This is a genomic window from Paractinoplanes lichenicola, from assembly GCF_016785085.1.
Lineage (GTDB): Bacteria > Actinomycetota > Actinomycetes > Mycobacteriales > Micromonosporaceae > Actinoplanes > Actinoplanes lichenicola.
Genome location: NZ_JAENHO010000009.1, coordinates 375,634 through 397,403, shown reverse-complemented (window position 1 = coordinate 397,403; position 21,770 = coordinate 375,634). Strand labels below are relative to the sequence as shown.

20 protein-coding genes are annotated in these 21,770 nt (G+C 71.4%); 8 read left to right on the top strand and 12 right to left on the bottom strand.

The window, feature by feature from the left end:
• Positions 1 to 33: 33 nt before the first annotated feature.
• Entirely contained in the window at positions 34 to 1,296 is a 1,263-nt protein-coding gene (locus JKJ07_RS31620) for a sensor histidine kinase (protein ID WP_202995522.1), read from the bottom strand.
• Positions 1,293 to 1,973 (bottom strand): response regulator transcription factor, encoded by a 681-nt coding sequence (locus JKJ07_RS31615; protein WP_202995521.1) that lies wholly within the window; start codon positions 1,971 to 1,973, stop codon positions 1,293 to 1,295. Before JKJ07_RS31615 ends, JKJ07_RS31620 begins: the two co-directional genes overlap by 4 nt.
• 104 nt (positions 1,974 to 2,077) lie before the next feature.
• On the opposite strand from JKJ07_RS31615, the gene JKJ07_RS31610 reads away from it, so the two are divergent.
• Positions 2,078 to 2,557 (top strand): septum formation initiator, encoded by a 480-nt coding sequence (locus JKJ07_RS31610; RefSeq protein ID WP_202995520.1) that lies wholly within the window; start codon positions 2,078 to 2,080, stop codon positions 2,555 to 2,557.
• A 3-nt stretch (positions 2,558 to 2,560) separates the two neighbouring features.
• Here the strand turns inward: JKJ07_RS31610 and JKJ07_RS31605 are convergent, their stop codons facing one another.
• Positions 2,561 to 4,768 carry an RCC1 domain-containing protein gene (locus JKJ07_RS31605; protein WP_202995519.1) on the bottom strand — a complete coding sequence of 736 codons (2,208 nt, stop codon included), beginning with the start codon at positions 4,766 to 4,768 and terminating at the stop codon, positions 2,561 to 2,563.
• A gap of 89 nt (positions 4,769 to 4,857) precedes the next feature.
• Between JKJ07_RS31605 and JKJ07_RS31600 the strand changes: the two genes are divergently transcribed.
• Entirely contained in the window at positions 4,858 to 5,427 is a 570-nt protein-coding gene (locus tag JKJ07_RS31600) for a hypothetical protein (protein WP_202995518.1), read from the top strand.
• Positions 5,428 to 5,588: 161 nt separating this feature from the next.
• Here the strand turns inward: JKJ07_RS31600 and JKJ07_RS31595 are convergent, their stop codons facing one another.
• Entirely contained in the window at positions 5,589 to 6,548 is a 960-nt protein-coding gene (locus tag JKJ07_RS31595; protein WP_202995517.1) for a protein kinase family protein, read from the bottom strand.
• Positions 6,545 to 7,747 carry an MFS transporter gene (locus JKJ07_RS31590; RefSeq protein WP_202995516.1) on the bottom strand — a complete coding sequence of 401 codons (1,203 nt, stop codon included), beginning with the start codon at positions 7,745 to 7,747 and terminating at the stop codon, positions 6,545 to 6,547. The genes JKJ07_RS31595 and JKJ07_RS31590 overlap by 4 nt, the downstream gene beginning before the upstream one ends.
• Positions 7,748 to 7,847: 100 nt before the next feature.
• Here JKJ07_RS31590 and JKJ07_RS31585 point away from each other — a divergent pair, with 100 nt between their 5' ends.
• Complete coding sequence (locus JKJ07_RS31585) at positions 7,848 to 9,008, top strand: alkaline phosphatase PhoX (protein WP_202995515.1); 1,161 nt, start codon at positions 7,848 to 7,850, stop codon at positions 9,006 to 9,008.
• Here the strand turns inward: JKJ07_RS31585 and JKJ07_RS31580 are convergent.
• A complete protein-coding gene (locus JKJ07_RS31580; RefSeq protein ID WP_202995514.1) occupies positions 9,005 to 9,280 on the bottom strand; it encodes a hypothetical protein in 276 nt (91 codons plus the stop codon). The two genes, JKJ07_RS31585 and JKJ07_RS31580, sit on opposite strands and share 4 nt — an antisense overlap.
• Before the next feature lie 162 nt (positions 9,281 to 9,442).
• On the opposite strand from JKJ07_RS31580, the gene JKJ07_RS31575 reads away from it, so the two are divergent.
• Positions 9,443 to 10,099: a hypothetical protein gene (locus tag JKJ07_RS31575; RefSeq protein ID WP_202995513.1), complete on the top strand. Its 657-nt coding sequence runs from the start codon at positions 9,443 to 9,445 to the stop codon at positions 10,097 to 10,099.
• Here JKJ07_RS31575 and JKJ07_RS31570 read toward each other — a convergent pair.
• A complete protein-coding gene (locus JKJ07_RS31570) occupies positions 10,064 to 10,849 on the bottom strand; it encodes a cyclase family protein (RefSeq protein ID WP_202995512.1) in 786 nt (261 codons plus the stop codon). The two genes, JKJ07_RS31575 and JKJ07_RS31570, sit on opposite strands and share 36 nt — an antisense overlap.
• 79 nt (positions 10,850 to 10,928) lie before the next feature.
• On the opposite strand from JKJ07_RS31570, the gene JKJ07_RS31565 reads away from it, so the two are divergent.
• Together JKJ07_RS31565 and JKJ07_RS31560 are read left to right on the top strand one after the other, a co-directional pair.
• Positions 10,929 to 11,894 carry an ATP-binding cassette domain-containing protein gene (locus tag JKJ07_RS31565; protein WP_202995511.1) on the top strand — a complete coding sequence of 322 codons (966 nt, stop codon included), beginning with the start codon at positions 10,929 to 10,931 and terminating at the stop codon, positions 11,892 to 11,894.
• The gene (locus tag JKJ07_RS31560) at positions 11,891 to 12,736 is read left to right on the top strand and encodes an ABC transporter permease (RefSeq protein ID WP_202995510.1); all 846 of its coding nucleotides are present in this window, start codon (positions 11,891 to 11,893) and stop codon (positions 12,734 to 12,736) included. The genes JKJ07_RS31565 and JKJ07_RS31560 overlap by 4 nt, the downstream gene beginning before the upstream one ends.
• A gap of 388 nt (positions 12,737 to 13,124) precedes the next feature.
• Here the strand turns inward: JKJ07_RS31560 and JKJ07_RS31555 are convergent, their stop codons facing one another.
• Positions 13,125 to 13,493, bottom strand: coding sequence for a hypothetical protein (locus tag JKJ07_RS31555; RefSeq protein ID WP_202995509.1), 369 nt, complete (start codon positions 13,491 to 13,493; stop codon positions 13,125 to 13,127).
• Between the two features lie 71 nt (positions 13,494 to 13,564).
• Positions 13,565 to 14,527 (bottom strand): aldo/keto reductase, encoded by a 963-nt coding sequence (locus tag JKJ07_RS31550; protein ID WP_307834496.1) that lies wholly within the window; start codon positions 14,525 to 14,527, stop codon positions 13,565 to 13,567.
• Between the two features lie 90 nt (positions 14,528 to 14,617).
• On the opposite strand from JKJ07_RS31550, the gene JKJ07_RS31545 reads away from it, so the two are divergent.
• Positions 14,618 to 15,181, top strand: coding sequence for a TetR family transcriptional regulator (locus JKJ07_RS31545; RefSeq protein WP_202995507.1), 564 nt, complete (start codon positions 14,618 to 14,620; stop codon positions 15,179 to 15,181).
• A 45-nt stretch (positions 15,182 to 15,226) separates the two neighbouring features.
• Positions 15,227 to 16,858 (top strand): FAD-binding protein, encoded by a 1,632-nt coding sequence (locus JKJ07_RS31540; protein ID WP_202995506.1) that lies wholly within the window; start codon positions 15,227 to 15,229, stop codon positions 16,856 to 16,858.
• A 77-nt stretch (positions 16,859 to 16,935) separates the two neighbouring features.
• Here the strand turns inward: JKJ07_RS31540 and JKJ07_RS31535 are convergent, their stop codons facing one another.
• The 3 genes from JKJ07_RS31535 to JKJ07_RS31525 all read right to left on the bottom strand — a co-directional run bounded on the left by JKJ07_RS31535 (position 16,936) and on the right by JKJ07_RS31525 (position 21,767).
• Positions 16,936 to 17,649, bottom strand: a complete 714-nt coding sequence (locus tag JKJ07_RS31535; protein ID WP_202995505.1) for a class I SAM-dependent methyltransferase — start codon at positions 17,647 to 17,649, stop codon at positions 16,936 to 16,938.
• A gap of 57 nt (positions 17,650 to 17,706) precedes the next feature.
• A complete protein-coding gene (locus JKJ07_RS31530; protein ID WP_307834495.1) occupies positions 17,707 to 18,666 on the bottom strand; it encodes a glycosyl hydrolase in 960 nt (319 codons plus the stop codon).
• A gap of 371 nt (positions 18,667 to 19,037) precedes the next feature.
• Entirely contained in the window at positions 19,038 to 21,767 is a 2,730-nt protein-coding gene (locus JKJ07_RS31525; protein WP_236030175.1) for a glycoside hydrolase family 2 protein, read from the bottom strand.
• Positions 21,768 to 21,770: the final 3 nt, after the last annotated feature.

The window sequence follows — 21,770 nt, the reverse complement described above, 5'->3', positions numbered from 1 at the left end:
CGCGAACTCGGATAGCGCCGCGCTGCAAGATCCCTAAGGCCGGGTTAAGACCATCGTGACCACGGTTCCGCCCTCGTCACCGCGGATCTCGAACTGCCCCCGGGCGGCCCGCCGGGCGATGTCGAGCCCCAGCCCGGTCGAGTCCCCGCCGCTGACCCCGCGCCGCGCCAGCCCGGCCGGCATGCCCGGTCCGCGGTCCGCGATCGTGAGCTCCACCCCGGCGGGCACGGCGGAGAGCCGTACGGAGAAGGGGGTCTCATCGGGCGTATGCGCGAAGACGTTGCCCAGCAGGGCGTCGACCGCCGCGGCCAGTTCGTCGGCCGAGACCGCGACCGGCTGCGGCCCGGCCACCAGGTCGACCGACATCTCGCGCCCGGTGTCCTCGGCCAGCACGGCCCAGAACGCCGCCCGGTCGGCCACCACCTGGGCCGCGTCGCAGCGGGCGGGCTCGGCCGACTCCGGATCGGTGCGCCGCCGGGCCTGCTGGATCAGGCCGCTCACCGCGCGTTCCAGGGCGTCGGCGGCCGCACTGAGCCGGGCGCTCTCGTCGGGATCGCGCAGCCCCTCGGCCTCGAGCCGCAGCGCGGTCAGTGGGGTGCGCAGCCGGTGCGACAGGTCGGCCACCTGCTCCCGCTCGGCCCGCAGCAGCTCCTGGATCCGCCCGGCCAGGTGGTTGAGCGCCCCCGCCACCTCACGCACCTCGGCCGGGCCCTCGGGCGCGGCGCGGGCGGTCAGCTCGGCGTTGGCCAGCCGATGCGAGACGTCCGACAGGTCGGTGATCGGGCGGGTGATCGTGCGGGCCAGCCGGTCGGCGACCAGCATGCCCAGCGCCACCAGCAGCGCGCCCAACCCGAAGAGCACGACCCAGGATCGGGTCACGCCCATGCTGCCCTCGGCCGCCGAGACCACCGTACGGATCACCGCCGTGCCGTCCCGGCCCTGCACCGACACCACGATCTCGCGGGCGCCGCCGTCCTCGACGGTCAGGCTGCGGCTGCCGAGCCGGGCCAGCTCGACCGCGGGGGTCGCCGCCTGCGCGGTGCCGAGCACGGTCCCGTCGCTCAGATAGACCGTGATCGGGCGGCCCGACGTGGTGGCGAGCTGTTCGACGGTCAGGCGCAGCTCGTCGGGGCCGGCCCGGCCGACGTCGGTGATGATGCTCTGCACGTCGGCCGTCGCGCGCACGGTCGCCCTGTCCTGCGCGACCTGGCGGACGAGGAAGGCCAGCGGCACCAGGAAGGCGATCATCATGAGGCTCGTGGTGGCCAGCACGAGCAGGCGGAGCTGACCCCTCACGGCTGCGTGCCCAGTCGCACCCCGACCCCCCGTACGGTGTGCAGGTAACGCGGCGCCGTCGCGCTCTCGCCGAGTTTGCGGCGCAGCCACGACAGGTGCACGTCGACGGTCTTGTCGGCCCCGCCGTACGGGATCTGCCACACCTCGGTCAGCAGCTCGCGTTTGGTCACCACCTGCCCGGCCCGCGTGGCCAGGTGGTGCAGCAGGTCGAACTCGCGCGGCGTGAGCTCGACGGTCTCGCCGGCCAGCCGCACCGTACGGGCCGCGGGGTCGATGATCAGCTCGCCGACGGTGATCGAGGGGTCGGCCGACGCCGTGGCCCCGCGGCGCAGCACGGCCCGGATCCGCGACTCCAGCTGTGCGGCCGTGAACGGCTTGACCACGTAGTCGTCGGCGCCCGCGTCGAGCACCCGGACGATCTCGGTCTCGTCGTCGCGGGCGGTGGCCACGATCACCGGCACCTGGCTGACCGCGCGCAGCATCCGCAGCACCTCGCGGCCGTCGAGGTCGGGCAGCCCGAGGTCGAGCACGACCAGGTCGGGCCGGTCGGTGAGCGCGGACTGCACGCCCTCCATGGCGGTCGCGACGGAGGCGACGGCGTGGCCGCGCTCCTTGAGGGCACGCATCAGGGGCGTACGGATGGTCGCGTCATCCTCGATCAGCAGCAGCCGGGCCATTGGCCCGAGGGTAGTCGCCCCGGCCCGCGTGACCTGCGCCCTTAACCCTCCCTTAGCAAGATCACGGGACAGCCTTAGGCCTCGGTCGGGCATAGTTGCTGTCCATGGCTCCCCGTACTCTCGTGGCCGGCGCCGGCTGGCTGGCCGCCGCCCTCGTCGCCACCGTCGCCGGGCTGGGCGGCATCCGCCTGGTCGGCGACAGCCTGACCGGGTCGAACGGCGGCGTGCTGAGCCAGGAGGACGTGTCGCGCGCGCTGGCGGCCGCGACCCCGGCGCCGACGACAGCCGCGCCGACCACGGCCGCGCCGACAAGTGCGCCATCGTCGACGCGGCCCCCGGCGCTCACCAGTTTCCGCAGTGCCGGCGGGGTGGCGATCGCCGGCTGCGTCGGCAACGAGGCCTATCTGGAGCGCTGGTCGCCCAACCCGGGCTACGAGGTTCGCGACGTCGACGAGGGTCCGGACGACGAGGCCAGGGTCCGTTTCGAGAATGCCGACCGCCACGTCGACCTGAGAATCACCTGCTCCGGCGGGGTGCCCAGCGCCCGCGAGCAGTCCAACCACGGCGGGGATGACGACGACTAGCTCTCACTGCTGCTGGATGGCGTACGTGCCGTACCAGGTCGCCGCGACGTGCCGGGTGCGCATCCCCGGCACCCGTACGGGGGCGTTGCGGTCCACGGTGTCGCCCAGCCCGAGCTGCGAGGCGCCGTTGTAACCCCAGCACCACAGGGACAGGTCGGTCTTGGTGGCACACGTGTGCGCGCCGCCCACCGCGAGCGTGAACCACGTCGTCTCGGTGCCGACCCGCGCCGGGGTCAGCTGCAGGCCGCCCCCGCCCAGGCCCAGCTGCCCGTTGTTGTTGCTCCCCCAGCACCACAGCGAATGATCCGTACGCACCCCGCAGGAATGGTTGCGACCGAGCTGCACGTCCTGCCAGTCGGCGTCCGTACCCACCTGGGCCGGCGCCCACCTGGTGGCGGTGTCGCCCACGCCGAGCTGCCCGCGGTCGTTGACGCCCCAGCACCACAGCGTGCCGTCGGTCCGGATCGCGCAGGCCGACGAGAACCCGCTGCTCACCCGCCTCCACGTGGCCGAGCCGACCTGCGACGGCGTGGTCCGCTGGGTCACCGTGGTGTCGCCGATGCCGAGCCGGCCGCTGCCGTTGGTGCCCCAGCACCACAGCGTCCCGCTCGTCTGCGTCGCGCAGGTGTAGCCCGAGCCGGACGCGACCGTCGCCCACACGTCGGCGCCGACCTTGCGCAGCGTGGCCGAGCTGCTGGTGGTGCCGATGCCCAGCTCGCCGCTGCCGTTCTCGCCCCAGCAGTACAGCGACTGATCGGTCCGCGTGCCGCACACGTGATAGTTCCCGAAGCCCAGGCTCGCCCAGGTGCTGACCGACGCGAGCGGGGTGAAGACCGAGCGCACGTTGTAGTCGCCCTGACCCAGCTGGCCCTGCCCGTTGTAGTCGGAGCACGACGCCGTACGGTCGGCCGCGATCGCGCAGATGTTGAGCCGGCCCGGTGCCGCCCGCCGCCACAGCGGGTAGTTGCCGAGCTGTTCGGGCGCGGTGACCGTGAGGCCGAGCTGCCCGCTGATGTTGTAGCCCCAGCACCACAACCGTCCGGATGCGCGCAGCCCGCAGGTGTGGTCGCGGCCGATGCCGATCTGCGTCCAGTCGGCGTCCGGCCCGACCCGGGTGGGTTCCTGCCGCGTGGCGCTGTCGCCGAACCCGGTCTTGCCCCTGTCCCCCGATCCCCAGCACCAAAGGCTTCCGTCCGTACGGGTTCCGCACGTGTGCGCGAGGCTAGCGGCGACGGTCGCCCAGTCCGTCGCCGAGCCGATCGCCGTCGGCTGGACGCGCGCGGTGCTGTCGCCGAGGATGCCGAGCTGGTAGTCGGTGTTGAACCCCCAGCACCACAGCGTGCCCCCGGCCCGGACCGCGCAGGTGTGCAGCTCACCCGTCGTGATCGCGGTCCACACACTGCCCGGCAGCACCTCGTACGGGCTGCTGCGGTTGACGAAGTCGCCCGCGCCCAGCTGGCCGTGCTGGTTCGACCCCCAGCAATACAGCGCGCCCGCGACGGTGAGTGCGCAGGTGTGGTCGCGGCGGGAGGCGACGTCGCTGAACGTGACCCCCGGCAGGATCTGCGAGGAGACCGTACGGGCGGTGGTGTCGCCCTGGCCGAGCTGCCCGACCGTGTTGTCGCCCCAGCACCAGAGCGTTCCGTCCGTACGCAACCCGCACGCGTGACTCTCCCCGGCGGTCACCCGGCTCCAGGTGCTCTGGTCGCCGACCCGGGCCGGGCTGCTCCGGTTGGTGAGGTCGGCGCCCTGGCCGAGCTGGCCCTTGCTGTTGAGCCCCCAGCACCACAGCGTGCCGGCCGTCTGCACGCCGCAGGTGTAGCCGGTCCCGGCGGTGACGTCTGTCCAGGTGGTGGCGTTGCCGCGGACCGGGCCGTAGACGAAGTCGCTGGTCGCGGCGTTGCCCAGCTCGCCGTAGGTCGGGGTGCCCCAGCACCAGAGCCCGCCGTTGTCGCGGATCGCGCAGCCGTGGTTGTTGGCGTTGACCACCTTCGTCCACAGCGAGGCCGGGTTGCCCGACTGCACGGGGCTGAGCGCGGGGGTGGTGTTCATGCCCCAGCGGTAGAGCGGGCCGATGGTCAGCGGGTCGGCGGCGGTGATCCCGGCCCCGGTGCCGCTGCTGCCGGTGAACTCGGCCCGGGCTCGCGACACCCCCGCCGCTGCCAGCACCAGCAGCACGACGACCAGGCCGGCCGTGCGACGCCGACTCACCCCGTGTCCCTTCGGCCGCCCGTCACTCCCCTGTTCGGCCCTGCGCGCCCGGAACAAAGTTTTCACGGCCGGTGGCCGAAAAGACCGGTATGCGCCGGAGGCTCGCACTGGTCGCCGGCGCGGCCTTGGCTGTCGCCGTGGTGATCGCCGGGACGGCGTCCGCGGCCTTCACGAGCGACACGGCCAACGGCAGCAACGCCTACACCACGGGCACCGTCGAGATCACCGACAACGACAGCGGCTCGGCGCTGTTCTCGACGGCGGCCGACGGCCCGCTGCGGATCGGCCAGACCTTCGTCCAGTGCGTCGCGGTCACGTACACCGGCTCGCTGCCGGCGGCCGTCCGCCTTTACGCTTCGGCCACCACCGACACGCGCGACCCGAGCAACCCGACCGGCCTCGGCCCGCGCGACTACCTGCGCGTGCAGGTCGAGGAGGGCACGGGTGCGACCAGCTTCGGCTCCTGCGCGGGGTTCTCGGCGACCGGGGTGCTGTGGAACGGCTATCTGACCGCCTTCCCCTCCTCGTACGCGGCTGGGCCGGCCACCGGGGGCACCCGCTCCTACCGGTTCACGATGGCCCTCGACGACGCCACCCCGGACGCGGCCGAGGGCGGGACCGCCACGGCGACGTTCACGTGGGAGGCGCGGAACACCTAGGGTCCGTTTCATGACTGGGGTGGGAGCGAGGCCGGGTCCAGATTTCGTCTGGTGGTGGCCCGTGGAAGTCCGGCTCCCGGGGTTGGAACCGGGCTTTCGCGGGACGCCGCCAGGCGGGATCTGGGCCCTGCCGCAGCCCCGCCCCAGTCATGAAACGGACCCTACAGCCCCTCGGGGTACGGCGTCCGTTTACTGGTGTGCTCGAGTTCGCGGGCGAAGTCGTCCATCCGCAGCGCGACCTCGGTGTGGCTCGCGACGATGCGGGCGGCCGGCTCCGGCAGGTCCAACTCCGTGGCGTGCGCCCGCAGATGGGCCAGGCTCTCCCACCACGGCACCCCGAGCAGGTTGCTGATCAGCCACGTGGTCAGGTGCATTCTCGTGTAGGCGCGGTCGTAGCCGGCATGCCGGGCCAGGAACGCGGCCTCGTCGGCGCTGTGGGCGAATCCGGTGTGCGTGGCCAGCCCGAAATCGGCGAAGTAGAGGCGGTTGCCGTCGGTCAGCAGGTTGTGGAAGTGCGCGTCGAAATGCGTGAAGCCCCGCGACCGCAGGAACTCGGTGCCCCGGCGCAGCTCGTCGTCGACCATCTCGTACGCGGGATGGTTCTTGAGCCAGGCGTCGACCGTGTGCGGGATGTGCTCCAGGAACAGCACCACGGCGGCCGTGGCGGCGCCGATCGCCTGCAGCCGGGACCGTACGGCCTCGTTGCCGTCCCAATGCTCGATCCAACGTTCCAGCTCGCCGTCGCCCTGCGCGGCCTGCCGCAGCACCCGCCAGTGATGGAGCAGCGGGAAGCCGTCGTACTGGCCGCCGAGCACCCACCGCGTCGTCATGGTGTGCGCCGCCAGCTCCCGCCACACGCCGAACCCGGCCGAGCCGATGCCGTACTGGTAGAAGGTGGGCAGGCCGAAGAGGTTGGCCGTGGAGCCGGGGTGCTCGAGCTCGAGGTCGGTCAGCGGCACGCGTTTCACGAAGACCGGCCCGCCGTCGACCGCGATCGTCGTGGTGCTGCCGCCGATGCCCGCTTTCGCGTCCTCTCCCACCAGCTCCGCCAGGCGGTCGTCGCTCAGGGCGCTCAGCTTCGCCGCGACCGCCGCGTGGCGCCGCAACCGCTCGGTCGTCACGCCGCGGCCCTGCGGGTGCTGAGCACCACGAACGGGATCACGGCCAGGGCCAGCACGCCGCCGGTGATGGAGAGCGCGGCATAACTGGTCGCGGCCATCAGGAAACCGCTGGTGACGGCGCCGCCCGCCCCGGCCAGGGCCACCGCCACGTCGACCGTGCCCTGGGTGCGGGCCCGGGTCGCGGCCGGGGCGGCGTCGGTGATCATCGCGGTACCGGCGACCAGGCCCAGGTTCCAGCCCAGGCCGAGCAGGGCCAGGGCCACGGTGAGCAGGGCGACCGAGTCCTCGGGGGCGGTGGCCGAGACGACCCCGGCCGCCAGCAGGGTGACGCCCGCGGCGACGGCCACCGGCACCCGGCCCACCCGGTCGACCAGCAGGCCGGTGAGCGGCGAGGGCAGATACATGGCGGCGATGTGCACGGCGATGACCAGCCCGGTGGCGGCCAGGTCGTGCCCGTGGGCCTTCATGTGCACCGGGGTCATCGTCATGACGGCGACCATGACCAGCTGGGTGAGCACCATCGTGACGGCGCCCGCGGAGACCCCGGCCGTCGCGGGGCGGGCCGTGGTCCGGTGCGCCGGCTCGGCCGGGGGCAGCGTCCGCGACACCAGCAGCGGGTCGGGGCGCAGCAGCAGGAACAGGATCATCCCGGCTACGGCGTAGGCCAGGGCGGACAGCGCGAACGGGCCGGCCAGGGCGGGGATGCCTAAGCGCTCGGCGGCCCGGCCGGTGGCCGAGACCAGGTTGGGGCCGATGACCGCGCCGAACGTGGTCGCGAACAGCACCGAGCTCACCGCACGGCCGCGCCGGTCCGCGCCGACGAGGTCGGTTCCGGCGTACCGGGCCTGCAGGTTCGTGGCGGTGCCGGCGCCATAGACGAGCAGCGAGACCAGCAGCAGGACGATGCTGCCGACGGCGGCGGCGAGCACGACCCCGGCCCCGCCGAGCGCGCCCGCGGCATAGCCGGCCGCCAGCCCGGTGCGGCGGCCGAGCCGCTGCGACAGCCGCCCGACGACGACGGCCGTGGCCGCCGAACCCGCGGTGAACAGGGCCGACGGCAGGCCGGCGAGGCTGCTCGCGCCCAGCATGTCCTCGGCCAGCAGCGCACCCACGGTGATGCCGGCGGCGAGCCCGGCCCCGCTGAAGACCTGCGACGCCATGACGACGCCGAGGGTTCGTTGCTGCAGTGCCGTCGTCATGGCGATCGACTATAAGACTTCGACGATCGTCAATAAGGTGCTCACCCGGCGGCCAGCGCGGGCCCGCACCCTGTCGGAACCGCTTCTTCAGGAGGAACAGATGGATCGTCGCACCCTGCTGCGTGCCACCGTCGCCGGGGCCGGTGGGCTCGCGCTGCCGTTCACGGCCTGGCCCGCGGCTTACGCGTCGCCGGCGCAGAACGCCACCGGGCCGTACGGGCCCTTGCAGGCGGCCGACGCCAACGGCATCCGGCTGCCCGCCGGGTTCACCAGCCAGGTGGTGGCGCGCTCGCGGCAGGCGGTGCCCGGCACCTCGTACGTCTGGCACGACGCCCCCGACGGCGGCGCGGTCATCCCCAACGGCAGCGGCTGGATCTACGTCTCCAACTCCGAGGTGTCGTCCTCGGCGGGCGGCGGCGCGTCGCGGATCGTGTTCAACTCGGCCGGGCAGGTCACCGGGGCGTCGCGGATCCTCAGCGGCACCAACCAGAACTGCGCGGGCGGCAAGACGCCGTGGAACACCTGGCTCTCGTGCGAGGAGGTCAGCCTGGGCCGGGTGTGGGAGACGTACCCGCTGGGCGGCTCGGCGGTGGTGCGGCCGGCGATGGGCCGGTTCAAGCACGAGGCGGCCGCGGCCGACCCGGTACGGCAGGTCGTCTATCTGACCGAGGACGAGACCGACGGCAAGTTCTACCGATACATCCCGGCCACCTGGGGCAACCTGGCGGCCGGCACGCTGCAGGTGTTCCGGGCCGGCAGCGCCACGTCGGGCTCGTTCACCTGGGCCGACGTGCCCGACCCGGACGGCTCCCCGACCCAGACCCGCTATCAGGTCTCCGGCGCGAAGTCATTCAACGGCGGCGAGGGCTGCCACTACGCCGACAACAAGGTCTGGTTCACCACCAAGGGCGACAACCGGGTGTGGCAGGTCAACCTGGCCACCAGCACGTACGAGCTGGCCTACGACGACAATCTGGTCACTTCGGGCACGGCCCCGCTGACCGGGGTCGACAACGTCACCGGCACGGCGTCGGGCGACCTCTACGTGGCCGAGGACGGCGGCAACATGGAGATCTGCCTGATCACGCCGTCGTCCGCGACCGTGTCGGTGTTCCTGCGGATCAGCGGGCAGAGCGCATCGGAGATCACCGGCCCGGCCTTCACGCCGGCCGGCAACCGGCTCTACTTCTCGTCACAGCGCGGCACCTCCGGAGCGTCCTCCGGCGGCATCACGTACTGCGTGACGGGGCCGTTCCGCTAGGATTTTGGCCTTTTTAGCAAACTCCGCCGCGCGTCCAGCACTGCCGCGACCACCGCTGTGACAACAACAGCGCAGGTCAGCAGCACGCCGCGCACTCCCCAGGCGACCATGGCCACCGAGAGGAAGCCCCAGACGATCCCCGCGGCCACGAGCACGGTGACCAGCACCGGCCGGGGCCAGCGGGGCCAGGGCGCGCGGGACAGGGTGGGGTAGTCCGTGGTCAGCCGGGCGACGATGTCGTCGAACTCCCTGCGCTTGTCCTCGGTGCTCATCCCGATCGACCTCCTAGTCGAGCAGTGCTCCCGATGGCACTGTACGTCGGAGAACTGTCCCCCGGATCGAAAGATCTTCACGAAACTTCCCGGCGGCACCACTGTCTTCCCCTCCGCAGGCGTTTTGAACCGGTGTTCGCACCCTGTGCGAAGATCGGCGAAATGCATCGCGCCCCGCTTCCACCCGCCACCGAGCGGCTCCTCCGGCGACTGGCCGTGCACCCCGGCCCCGACCTCGACGTGACCGCGGCCGGCGCGCTGGCGGGCCCGGACGCGACGGCGGCCCTGGCCGAGCTGCTGGCCGCCGGCCTGATCACCGAGCGCCGCCCCGGGCGCTTCAGCCTTCCCGAGCCGGCGCACCCGGAGCCCGACGAGTCCGCCCGCCGCCCGATGCTCGACCACTACCTGCACACCGCGTACGCCGCCGCGACCGCCCTCGACCCCGGACGCGACCGCATCGCGCTCACGGTGACCGAGTCGTTCGTGGACACCGCCGCCGCCCGGAACTGGCTCGAGGCCGAGATGCCGGTGCTGCTCGCTCTGCTGCGGCAGGGCAACCCTCCCTCGTACGTGTGGAAGGTGGCCTGGTGTGTGTCCGGCGTGCTCAGTCGCGCGGAACGGTGGCCGGAGCAGCTGCGGGCCCAGCGCGCCGGGATCGCCGCCGCCGTCGCGGACGGTGACGTCGACGCGCAGGTGCTGATCAGCCGCGATCTGGGCCTGGCCTGCCTGCGGCTCGGGCGCCCGGGGCTGGCCGAGTTCCATTTCCGGTACGCCCGGTCGTTGCTACCACTTGGCGAAGACCCGGGCCTGCCCGCCTGAGCCGTCCCGATACGGGATCAGGCCGACGGTCAGCGTCGCCCCGTGACGCGGGATCCGGTCGAGGCCGGCGAGGTTCTCCACGCCGTACCGGTCGGCGCCGGTCAGGGCCAGATGCGTCTCGAAGCCCTCGGAGACGCCGGGATCGATGCTCAGCGTGTCGACCCCGAGGCAGCGGATCCTGCGCTTGGTCAGCAGCCACTCGCAGGCCTCCGCGCTGAACCCGGGAAAGTGCAGCGTGCCCGCGCTGTCGGTGCCCCGATAGGCGGCCACGCTGCCCGCCTTGGCCGCCCACCCGCTGAACATCAGCACCGAGGCGTTCCTGGGGATCCGGTCGTATCTGCGCTCGTACGCCACCAGGTCGGCCACGGTCACGGTGGTGTCCGGCTCGCGGGCCGCCCGCCGCGCGATGTCGATGACCACGGCGGGGGTGATGAGCTCGGCGAGAGTCAGCTCCTCGGAGGTCCGGCCGCCCGCCGTGAAGTGCGCGGGCGCGTCCACGTGGGTCCCGAAGTGCTCGAGGATCGTCCACTCCTGCATGTAGTACCCGTCGTTCTCGACCGTGGTGGCCGTGCGGCGCGACGGCTCCTCGCCCGGCTCGAAGGCGGGGAACGACGGGGTGACGACGTGGGTGAGGTCCTGAAGCCCGGAGCGGCCCGGGGCCGCCTGGGCGGGGGCGGGTGTGGCAACCGCGGCGGCCGTGGCCGCCGCGCCGAAGATCAGTGAACGGCGGGTGACTTTGTCGACACACATGGTCGCAACGTAACCGCTTCCAGGAACTTGTCATACCCCTCCGGCAGGATGTCCGCCAAGCCCAACGGAGGGACCGACCATGGACGCACCGGCCATTGAGACAGCCGGGCTGATCAAGACCTTTGGCGACAACCGGGCCGTCGACGGGGTGGACCTCACGGTTCCGCCCGGCACGGTCTACGGCCTGCTCGGGCCCAACGGCGCGGGCAAGACCACTGTGGTGCGCATGCTGGCCACGCTGCTGCGGCCCGACGGCGGCGCGGCGCGGGTGTTCGGTCACGACGTGGTGCGCGAGGCCGACGCGGTGCGCAGCCGGGTCAGCCTCACGGGGCAATACGCCTCGGTCGACGAGGATCTGACCGGCGCCGAAAATCTGGTGCTGCTGGCGCGGCTGCTCGGCCACTCCAAGGCGCAGGCACGCGCCCGGGCCGATCAGCTGCTGGCCGCATTCGGGCTGACCGAGGCGGCCGACCGGCAGGTCAAGAAATACTCGGGCGGCATGCGCCGGCGCATCGACATCGGGGCCAGCATTCTCAACACTCCCGACCTGCTCTTTCTCGACGAGCCGACGACGGGGCTCGACCCGCGCAGCCGCAACCAGGTGTGGGACATCGTGCGCATCGTCGTCGCCAACGGCACGACGGTGCTGCTCACGACGCAATATCTCGACGAGGCCGATCAGCTGGCCGCCCGCATCGCGGTGATCGACCACGGCAAGGTGATCGCCGAGGGCACGCCGGGGCAGCTCAAGTCGTCGATCGGGGCGGGCACGATCCACGTGCGGCTGCGTGACGCGGCCCGGCGCCCCGAGGCCGAGCGGATCCTGGCCGAGGTGCTGGGCACGACCGTGCAGCAGGATGCCGACCCGGTCGCGCTGAGCGCGCGGGCCGAGGCCGGCGGGTCCGAGCAGGGCGCGGCCGAGCTGGCGTCGCGGGCGCTGGGGCGGCTGGCCTCGGCGGGCATCGTGGTCGACGACTTCTCGCTGGGGCAGCCCAGCCTCGACGAGGTGTTCCTGGCCCTGACCGATCGTGAGGTAGCGGCATGACTACGACGACCACCGAAGCGGTCAGCGCCTACACGCCGTCGAGCGAGACGCTGGGGGCCGTGCTGGCCCGGGCCGACCGGCCGAAGCGGCCGAGCGCGCTGTCGGCGTCGCTGACGTTCGGCTGGCGGGCCATGCTGAAGATCAAGCACGTGCCCGAGCAGCTGTTCGACGTGACCGCGTTCCCGATCATCATGACGCTGATGTTCACGTATCTGTTCGGCGGCGCCCTGGCCGGCTCGACGAGCGAATACCTGCAGTTCTTCCTGCCCGGCATCATGGTCACCAGCGTCGTGATGATCACGATGTACACCGGCGTGGGCCTGAACACCGACATCGAGAAGGGCGTCTTCGACCGCTTCCGCACGCTCCCGGTGTGGCGCCCGGCCGCCCTGGTCGGCATGATCTTCGGCGACGTCCTGCGCTACATCCTGGCCGCGACCACCATCATGGCCGTCGGCCTGATCCTGGGCTTCCGCCCCGAGGGCGGCGTGCTCGGCGTCATCGGCGGCATGGGCCTGCTGGTCGTCTTCTCGTTCGCGTTCTCCTGGATCTGGACGATGTTCGGCCTCTTCCTCCGCTCGGAGAAGTCCGTCATGGGCGTGAGCATGCTCGTCCTGTTCCCGCTCACGTTCCTCAGCAACGTCTTCGTCGACCCGTCCACAATGCCCGGCTGGCTCCAAGCCTTCGTCAACGTCAACCCGGTCAGCCACCTGGTCTCCGCGATCCGCTCCATCATGTCCGGCTCCCCCGACATGTCCGAGATCACCTGGACCTTGATCGCCAGTGCCGCCCTGGTCGCCGTCTTCGGCACCCTCACGATGCGCCTCTACAACCGCAAATAACCGACCACCCCAGGCAGCCCGCCGCCCCGTCCAGTTCCCCGACCCGCGGCGGCTGCGCCCCACTCCACTCTCACGCCGCTCTCACAACAAGCCGCGCGGCGGCTGCGCTGACAGTTCGCCCCGCCTCCTCACGCCGCCCTCTCCCCACAAGGCTTCGCGGCAAGCCACGCCCGCACAACGCGGTCAGCAGTGGCGGGCCTGGCCCCTCGCCGCCGGCCCCGCCCCCACCTCACCGATCGGGTCGGGCAGCCCAAGCCCCCGCGTGTCGTGGCTGTCAGCGCGACGACTGCGCTGACAGCTCGCCCCACTCCCCATGCGTCAAACAACGCACCCGTGCGCGGGTCGTTGCCGTTGGCGCGGCTCGTTGCCGATAACGCGGGCGTGACCCTCAGCGGGGGTCGGCTGTGCTCCAGGCGTAGGTGAAGTCGCGCGGACTCAGGTGCCACTCGCGGAGCAGGGTGAGCAGTTCGGACTCGTCGGCGGGGTGGCCGCTGCGGATCAAGGTGGCGCCGATGTCGTAGTCGTAGCCGTCGATGAGCGCGGCGTCGTAGTCCCAGTGCTCGACTCTGAAGGCGCGAGCGCTGCTACGGTGTGTCCAGCCCTCACGCCGGGCCTGCTTGTCGGCGTCGACCCCGCCGGGCGTGATGTCCACGAAGGCGCGGCGACCGGGGCCGGTGGCGGGCACCTCGACGGCAAGGCGGCGGCCGAGGCGGAGGGCGGTCAGGTGCTCGGTCGCCCACGCGACGTTGTCCGTCATAGGCGGAAGTATCGGCGGGGCGCGGCGGACCGCAACACGATTTCCGCGTGCGGCCGCCGCGTGCCGGGCAGTCAGACCCAGGTCGGGGTGCGGCCGGCGGCGTAGCGGTCGCCGAAGCCGCCGTTGGGGAGGATCTCGTCGATGGCGGCGAGGTCGTCGGCGGCGAGCTTCACGTCGGCGGCGGCGAAGTTCTCCTCGACGCGGGTGATGCTGCGGGTGCCGGGGATCGGCACGACGTGGTCGCCGCGGGTGAGGAGCCAGGCCAGGGCCAGCTGCGAGACCGTGGCGCCCTTGGTCGCGGCGAGGTCGGTCAGACGGCGTACGGCGTCGACGTTGTTCTCGTAGTTGCCGGGCTGCCAGCGCGGGTCGGTGCGGCGCATGTCGGTCTCGTCGTACTGGTCGGCGGGCTGGGCGGCGCCGGTCAGGAAGCCGCGGCCCAGCGGCGAGTAGGCGACGAAACCGATGCCGAGCTCGTCGAGCGTCGGGAAGAGCTGCTCGACGTCCCGCTCGAACAGCGAGTATTCGGTCTGCAGCACGGAGACCGGCTGCACGGCGTGCGCCTTGCGGATCGTCTCGGGGCCCGCCTCGCTGAGCCCGAAATACTTGACCTTGCCGGCGTCGATGAAGTCCTTGACGGTGCCCGCGACGTCCTCGATCGGCACGGTCGGGTCGACCCGGTGCTGGTAGAGCACGTCGATGGTGTCGACGCCGAGGTAGCGCAGGCTGTTGTCGACGACCTCGCGGATGTGCTCGGGCCGGCTGTCGAAGCCGAAGTCGCGGGTGAAGCCGAACTTGGTGGCGATGACGATCTCGTCGCGGAACCCGGCGACGGCCCGGCCGACGGCCTTCTCGTTCTCGCCCCACCCGTACAGCTCGGCGGTGTCGAAGAACGTGACGCCGAGCTCGTGGGCCTTCTGGATCGCGGCGATGCCCTGCTGCTCGTCGCTCGGGCCGTATGCGAGGTGCAGGCCCATGGCGCCGTAGCCGAGCTCGGAGACGGTCAGGCCTTGCTGTCCTAGCGTCCTCTGCTGCACGACAATCTCCTCTGACTCGATCAAACCAAACGGTTCGGTTTGACCGTACCGCGCAAGCCCGCGCATTGCCACGTCGCTACTGTTGTGACCATGGACTCCACCGGTGACCGCATCCTCGCCGCGGCCACGGCCGAGTTCTCCCAGCACGGCGTGGCCGGCGCGCGCATCGAGCGGATCGCCAAGACCGCCCGCACGAGCAAGGAGCGCATCTACGCGTACTTCCGCTCCAAGGAGGCCCTCTACCGGCACGTCCTGCGGCAGGAACTGGGCGCGGTGGCCGAGGCGACGCGGATGGACCCGACGGACCTCCCCGAGTACGCGGGTCGCATCCACGACTACTTCACCAGCCACCCCGAGCGCTATCGCCTGATGACGTGGGGCCAGATGGAGCCGGCCCCCGACGACGACCCGATCCGCGACGCCACGACGTACAAGCTGGAGAAACTGGCCCAGGCCCAGAAGGACGGCGTCCTCGACCCGGCGTGGGACCCGATCGACATCCTGATCTTCGTGAACCAGATCGCCATGTCCTGGGTGGCCCTGCCGTCGCACGTGCCGGCCGAGCAGCACGAGTCGTTCATGGCCGACCGCCGGGCCGCCATCGTCGCCGCGGTCGAGCGCCTGTTCCCCGCCGCCGGAGGGTCAGCGCGGTAGCGGCAGCACGTTGCCTTCCGCCGGTGCGGCGCTTAGCTTCGGACCATGGACGTCGACTTCGTGGTCGTGGGTTCCGGGACGGGCATGCTCGCGGCGCTGGCGGCGGCCGAGGCCGGGATGTCCGTGCTGATCGTCGAGAAATCGCGCTACTTCGGCGGGTCGACCGCGCTCTCCGGCGGCGGTTTCTGGGTGCCGGGCAACGCTTTGCTGCGCGCGGCCGGGGTCGCCGATTCCCCGGCACGCGCGCGTGAATATCTGACCACCGTGACCGCGGGCGAGACCCCGGAGGAGCGCTGGCGGACGCACCTCGAGCACGGGCCCGCCGCCGTCGACGTGCTGCGCCGCCGCACCCCGCTGCGCTTCCAGTGGATGACCGGCTACGCCGACTACTTCCCCGAGCTGCCCGGCGGCTCGGCGGCCGGCCGCGCCATGGAGCCCAAACCTTTCGACGTACGGCGGTTGGGCGCCGATCGGGCCCGGCTGCGCCCCGCCGCGCTGGCCGCGCCGTTCCCGATGCCGGTCACCGGCCGGACATACAAGTGGCTGAACCTCGTGGCCCGCCACCCGCGCGGCATCGTGACCGGGGCGCGGCTGCTGGGTCTGGGGCTCGGCGGCCTGGCGATCCGGCGCGAATACGTGGCCGGCGGCGGCGCCCTGGCGGCGGGCCTGTTCGCGGGGGTGCGGGCGGCGAAGATCCCGGTCTGGTTCGAGTCCGCGCTCAAAGACCTGGTCATCGAGGACGGCCGGGTCACCGGTGTCGTCGTCACCCGGGAAGGACAAGACGAGACCGTACGGGCGGCGCGTGGGGTGCTGCTGTCGGCCGGCGGCTTCGACCGCAACCGGACGCTGCGCCACGAGCACCAGTCCCCGCAGCTCGACACCGACTGGTGCCTGGGCAACCCCGAGAACACCGGCGATGTCATCCCGATCGCCCAGGCGGCTGGGGCCGACCTCGCGTTCATGAACGAGGCGTGGTGGTTCCCCGCCGTGCCGGTGCCCGGCCCCGTGCCCGGCCCGCTGCTGGCCGAGCGCTCCCTGCCCGGCCAGATCATCGTGGACCAGCGGGGCCGGCGCTTCATGAACGAGGCCGTCAACTACATGACCGCCGGTCAGATCCTGATCCAGCAGCAGTTGCCGGTGTGGATGGTCTTCGACCAGCGCTACCGCAACCGATACGTCTTCGCGGGCAGTGTGTTCCCGCGGCAGCCCCTCCCCCGGGCCTGGTACGACGCCGGGCTCGCGGCCAAGGCGCCGACCCTGGCCGAGCTGGCCGAACAGCTGGGGCTGACCGAGCTGCCGGCCACGGTCGAACGCTTCAACACCCAGGCCGCGGCGGGTCGTGACGACGACTTCCACCGCGGCGACAGCGCCTACGACCGCTACTACGGCGACCCGACCATCGGCCCGAACCCGTGCCTGGGCCCGCTCGACCAGGGCCCGTTCTACGCCGTCCAGGTCGTGCCGGGCGACCTCGGCACGTGCGGCGGCATCCGGGCCGACGGGTTCGCGCGGGCGCTGCGCCCCGACGGCAGCGTGATCGAGGGTCTGTACGCCACGGGGAACGCGGCCGGGAACGCCTTCGGGCGCGTGTATCCGGGGCCGGGCGCGACGATCGGCCAGGGCCTGAGCTTCGGCTACACCGCGGCCCGGCACGCGGCCGGCAAGCTGGCTGCCTGAAGGCCGAGTCCGGGCGACGGCCCGACAAACCAGCTGACGGCCGTCCCGCGCGCTGTCCGCGAACTGGCCATCCGGAGTCAGGCAGCGCGGCGGGCCAGCACGAGCCAGCAACGCGGAGTGCCGTCGCCGCGGCGGCCCATGGCCTCCAAGGCTTCCGTCTCGACGGTGAAGCCGGCCGCGGTCAGGTCGTTCCGCAGCGCCCGGATCGGCGTCGTGCGGTAGTACATGACGAACGGCGGGCGCCACACAGCGTTGCGCACGCGCATGACCCCGTCAAAACCGAGCAAAACCCAGTGCGCGATCGAGGTCATGGGTGGCGGCTCGCCGATCGCGAAGGCGAACAGCCCGCCCGGCTTGAGCGCCCGGAACACCCCCTCGAACATCGCCGGGCGTTCCTCGGGCAGGAAATGCCCCAGCGCGCCGAAGCTGACGGCCAGGTCGAAGCTCGACTCGAACGGGAGCGCGCGCACATCCGCCCGGACGAGCGTGGCCCCCGGATGCTGGTGCCGGGCCTGCGCGAGCATCCCCGCGCTGAAGTCGACACCCGTGATCGGCCCCCGGCAGACCGCGCCCAGCACCGTCAGCCCCGCGCCGGTGCCGCAGCACACGTCGAGCCCCGCCTCGAACGGCCCCAGCTCGTCCAGCGCCTCGGCGGTCGCCTCGATGATGCCCTCCGGCGTACGGAAGGGGGTGTGGTCGAACTTGGGCGCGAGCAGGTCGTAGCCGCGCTCGACCGACGACAGCGCCTGCACGGTCAGCTCGCGCAGGGACGGGCCTTGGGGCGAGAACACCGTACGAGCTTAGCCGCGGAGGTGCAGGGGAACACCTCCGCGGCTGCGGCGCTCACCTCAGAAGCGGACCTCGCCCTGGTTGAGCACCCGTGGGTGGAAGTAGCCGGCCTGGATCTCGGCGTTCGTGTTGTTGCCGCGCAGTTGCTCGGACCACAACATGAAGTACGCCCAGCGCGTCTGCGACGTCAGCAACGCGGCGTTCGGCACCTTGCCCATCTCCGCGATCGCGATCGGCTTGCCGGCCGCGATCGTCTGCATCTGCTGATAGTCCGCCGCCGACGGGTACGCCTTGTACCAGGCGTCGAGCGACACCACATCGACGTAGCTGCTGCCCGGGTAGTACTGCGACCAGCCGCCGGCCGGGTTGTCCTGCACGTTCCAGACCCAGATCAGATTGTCGAGGCCCTGGCTGTCGAAGTAGTCCTTCATCTGCTGGAAGATCTTCGCGCCGCCGTTGGCCCCCGGCCGGGCGCCCCACCAGTTCCACGTCTCGTTCATCTCGTGGAACGGCCGCCACAGCACCGGTACCCCGGCGTCCTTGAGCTGCCGCAGATAGGGCACGACTTCGGCCATCCGGCTGCGCCACGTCTGGTTGAGCGCGGTGCCCCCGGTGACCACCTGCTGGAACTGGCTGTCCGAGATGCGCGTCTTCACGCCGCCCTCGAACTCACACGTACGCCCGACGGTCGGCGAACACGCATGCCACGTGAGCGCGACGAGCGACCCGTTGCGCCATTCCGTCTTGGCCTGATCGATCACGCGCTGCCGGTTGTTCACATCGTCGGAGCGAAACATCATGTCGCCGCCCCACACCCCCGGCCACTGCCCGGTCACGTCATGCACCTGCTGCGTGTACGCCCCCGGGGCCGCCGCCGGTTCCTTGTTGTGCTGCCCGGACACGATCGAGTTCCCACTGATCGACCGCAGATAGTTGATCACCGTCGCCTTCGGCGTGGCCGCAAACGCCGAAGCGCTGGTGGCCTGATAAACCATGCCCGCACCAAGCAGCACAGTCACCGCACCAACGGCCAAAGCCGGCCGATACTTCTTCATTCTCATGGAGGGGATTCCCTTTCCGTTGGGGGACGGACTTCCACTAACCGCGAGACCGTTCGCGATCCCACGGAGTCTCTGGCCACGCCGCGCTCACTTTCACGCGTCGGCCGTGGCCGGCATAGCGCTCACCTTCGTGCAAGCAGGATCGACCGAAGCTGCGCGAACGCTCACCTTCGCGCAGACGCGGATGGCTGAAGCTGCGCAAGCGCTCACCTTGCCGCGAGCGGGACTGACCGAAGCTGCGAGCGCTCACTCTCGCGCAAGCGGGATTGGCCGAAGCTGCGCGAGCGCTCACCTTCGCGCAGGCGCGGATGGCCGAAATTGCACGGGTGCTATTCGCGCAGCACCGTGGACAGGTCGGTCAGGACCCAGGGTGCTTCGATCAGGGCGGGGTCGAGCGCGACCGGACAGCGCACCTGGAACACTGTCGATTCGCCCGGGAGCAACGTCACGAACCCGCGGTCGACGGTCGCGAGCGGATGAATGCGGTCGGCCTGCAGCAACACGTCCCGAGCAACACCGGCCGCTTCAACGGTCACGTCCAGCCCACCGTCGACGGCCGCCACGCTCATTCGCAACCCAGGATCGCCAAGGTCAAAATCCTCGAAGAACCACAGATCCCGTACGCCTCCTGCCCGCGCGAGGAGGACATCCGAGGGGCCCCCGCCGTCCGCCGTCCCGCTGCTCGCGTCCGACGCGATCTCTCCGTCCGCGAACCCGCTCCGCACGCCGCCACCGCCAGACAATTTCGCTGTGTCCGCGAGCCCACCCCGCAGGTCGCCCGCGCCCGCCGTCAAACCAAGCCCGCTCCCACCATCCGCGACCCCAACCCGCGGACCGTTCAGGCCCGCCGTCAAACCAAGCCCGCTCCCACCATCCGCGGCCCCAACCCGCGGACCGTTCAGGCCCGCCGACAAGCCAAGCCCGCTCCCACCATCCGCGACCCCAACCCGCGGACCGTTCAGGCCCGCCGTCAAACCAAGCCCGCTCCCACCATCCGCGACCCCAACCCGCGGGTTGCTCAGTTCGGACGGGATGGGGATGAGCGTGTTTGCGCGCGGGTTGACCGAGAACGGTACTTCGAGCACTCCGCGCGCACCACCCGAACGGTCCAAACGCGCAATGTGCGCGACACCCGTCCAAGGTTCGGCGTGGTCGTTCATGAGGGCCACGACCAAACCGCCGTCGCGGGGTTGGATGGTGATCGTGCGTGGTGCGTACAGGGCGGCCAGCTCGAAGTAGAGCGGCTTGTACCGCCCGGCGCCGTCGATGGCGGACCACGAGATGACCGGCCACAGGTCATTCAGCTGCCACACGATGGTGCCCGCGGTGTGCGGCCAATGTGAGCGCCAGTGCGCGATTCCGGTGCGGACTGCGCGCACCTGGTTGAGCTGGGTCAGGTAGTGCCAGGCCTCGGTGCTGCGCGGCGCCGGGAAGTGCGCGTCCAACCCGCGCGCGAGTTTGCCGTTGCCGTCGATCGCCTTCTGGTGGTGCAGCACGCCGGGCGAGTCGGGGCGCATGGGGTCGTCGATGACCGCCTCGCGCAGGGTGCGCCAGGCCGGCGGGGCCTGCCAGCCGAACTCGGCCACGAAACGCGGCGCCGAGTTCCGGTAGTTCAGGTAGTCCTCGCGGTTCCAGACGTCCCACGAGTGGAACGTGCCGTGGTCGACGTCGTTAGGCTCGTGCTCCCACGAACCCGACCAGGGACTACCCGCCATGTAGGGCCGCGAAGGATCGGTTTCGGAGACGATGTCGGGCAGCGTCTTCAGGTAGTAGGTCTCGCCCCAGCTGAGCTCGCCCCCGGGTCGTGCGGCCCAGTTGTCGGCGCCGTGCAGCCACAGGTTCTCGTTGTTGCCGTTCCACGCGACCAGGCTGGGATGCGCCGCCAGCCGGACGACGTTCTCGCGCGCCTCCGCGACGACCTCGGAGTAGAGCGGCTCCTCCTCCGGGTAGCAGGCGCACGCGAACAGGAAGTCCTGCCACACCAGCAGACCGAGCTCGTCGCACACCTCGTAGAAGTCGCGGCTCTCGTAGATGCCGCCGCCCCAGACCCGGATCATGTTGGCCCCGGCCGCGGCCGCCTGTCCGAGCCGCAGTGCGTAGCGTTCGCGGGTCATCCGGGCCGGGAAGATGTCGTCGGGGATCCAGTTGACGCCCTTGACGAACACGGGCTCGCCGTTGACGTGGAACACGAACTGCCCGTCGGTCTCGTCGATGTGCACACTGCGGAACCCGGTCCGCCGCTCCCACCGGTCCAGCTCGTCGTCCCCGTCGAGCAGCACGACGGTCAGACCGTAAAGCGACGGCTCGCCATAACCCCGCGGGTGCCACGGCTGCACGTTGTCGACATCGAGCGTGAGCGTCTCCGTCCACGCGCCGTCGAACAGCTCACGGTCGTCCAGCAGCACGCGCATCCGGAGTGAGCGACCCTGCGCGAGTCGCTCGACGCGCACGGTCAGGTCGAGGTGGCCGCGGCCATCGGCGTACGTGAGCAAGGGTTTGACCTCGCTCAGCCGGGCGACATTCCAGCCCTCGAGCCGCACACCCCGCCAGATGCCCGCGGTGACCAGTGTGGGCCCCCAGTCCCAGCCGAAACTGCACGCCATCTTGCGCACGAAGTTGAACGGTTCCGGATAGGCGTTCGGCCGCTCCCCGAGCTGCGCCTGCAAACGCGCGGCCTCGGCGTACGCGGACGTGAAACGAACATGCAGCGGGCTCGAGGTGGCGCCGACGAGCTCGGTCACGTCGAACCGGTAGCCGCGGTGCATGTTGCGCGTCGAGCCGAGCACCACGCCGGCCACGTCGATGTCGGCCACCGTGTCGAGCCCGTCGAAGACCAGGTCGATCCGGTCCGGGCGCGGCCCCTCCCAGGCGATGTCACGCGAATAGACCCAGTTGGCGCGGCCGACCCAGTCGACCGCCTTCTCGTTCTCGCCCAGGAACGGGTCGACAATCTTGCCGACGGCCAGCAGATCGGTGTGCACGCAGCCGGGCACGGTCGCCGCCAGCGAGCCGGGCGGGCCGTTCAGGGTCCACGGTCCCGACAGATCCGAAGTGCGCATTGA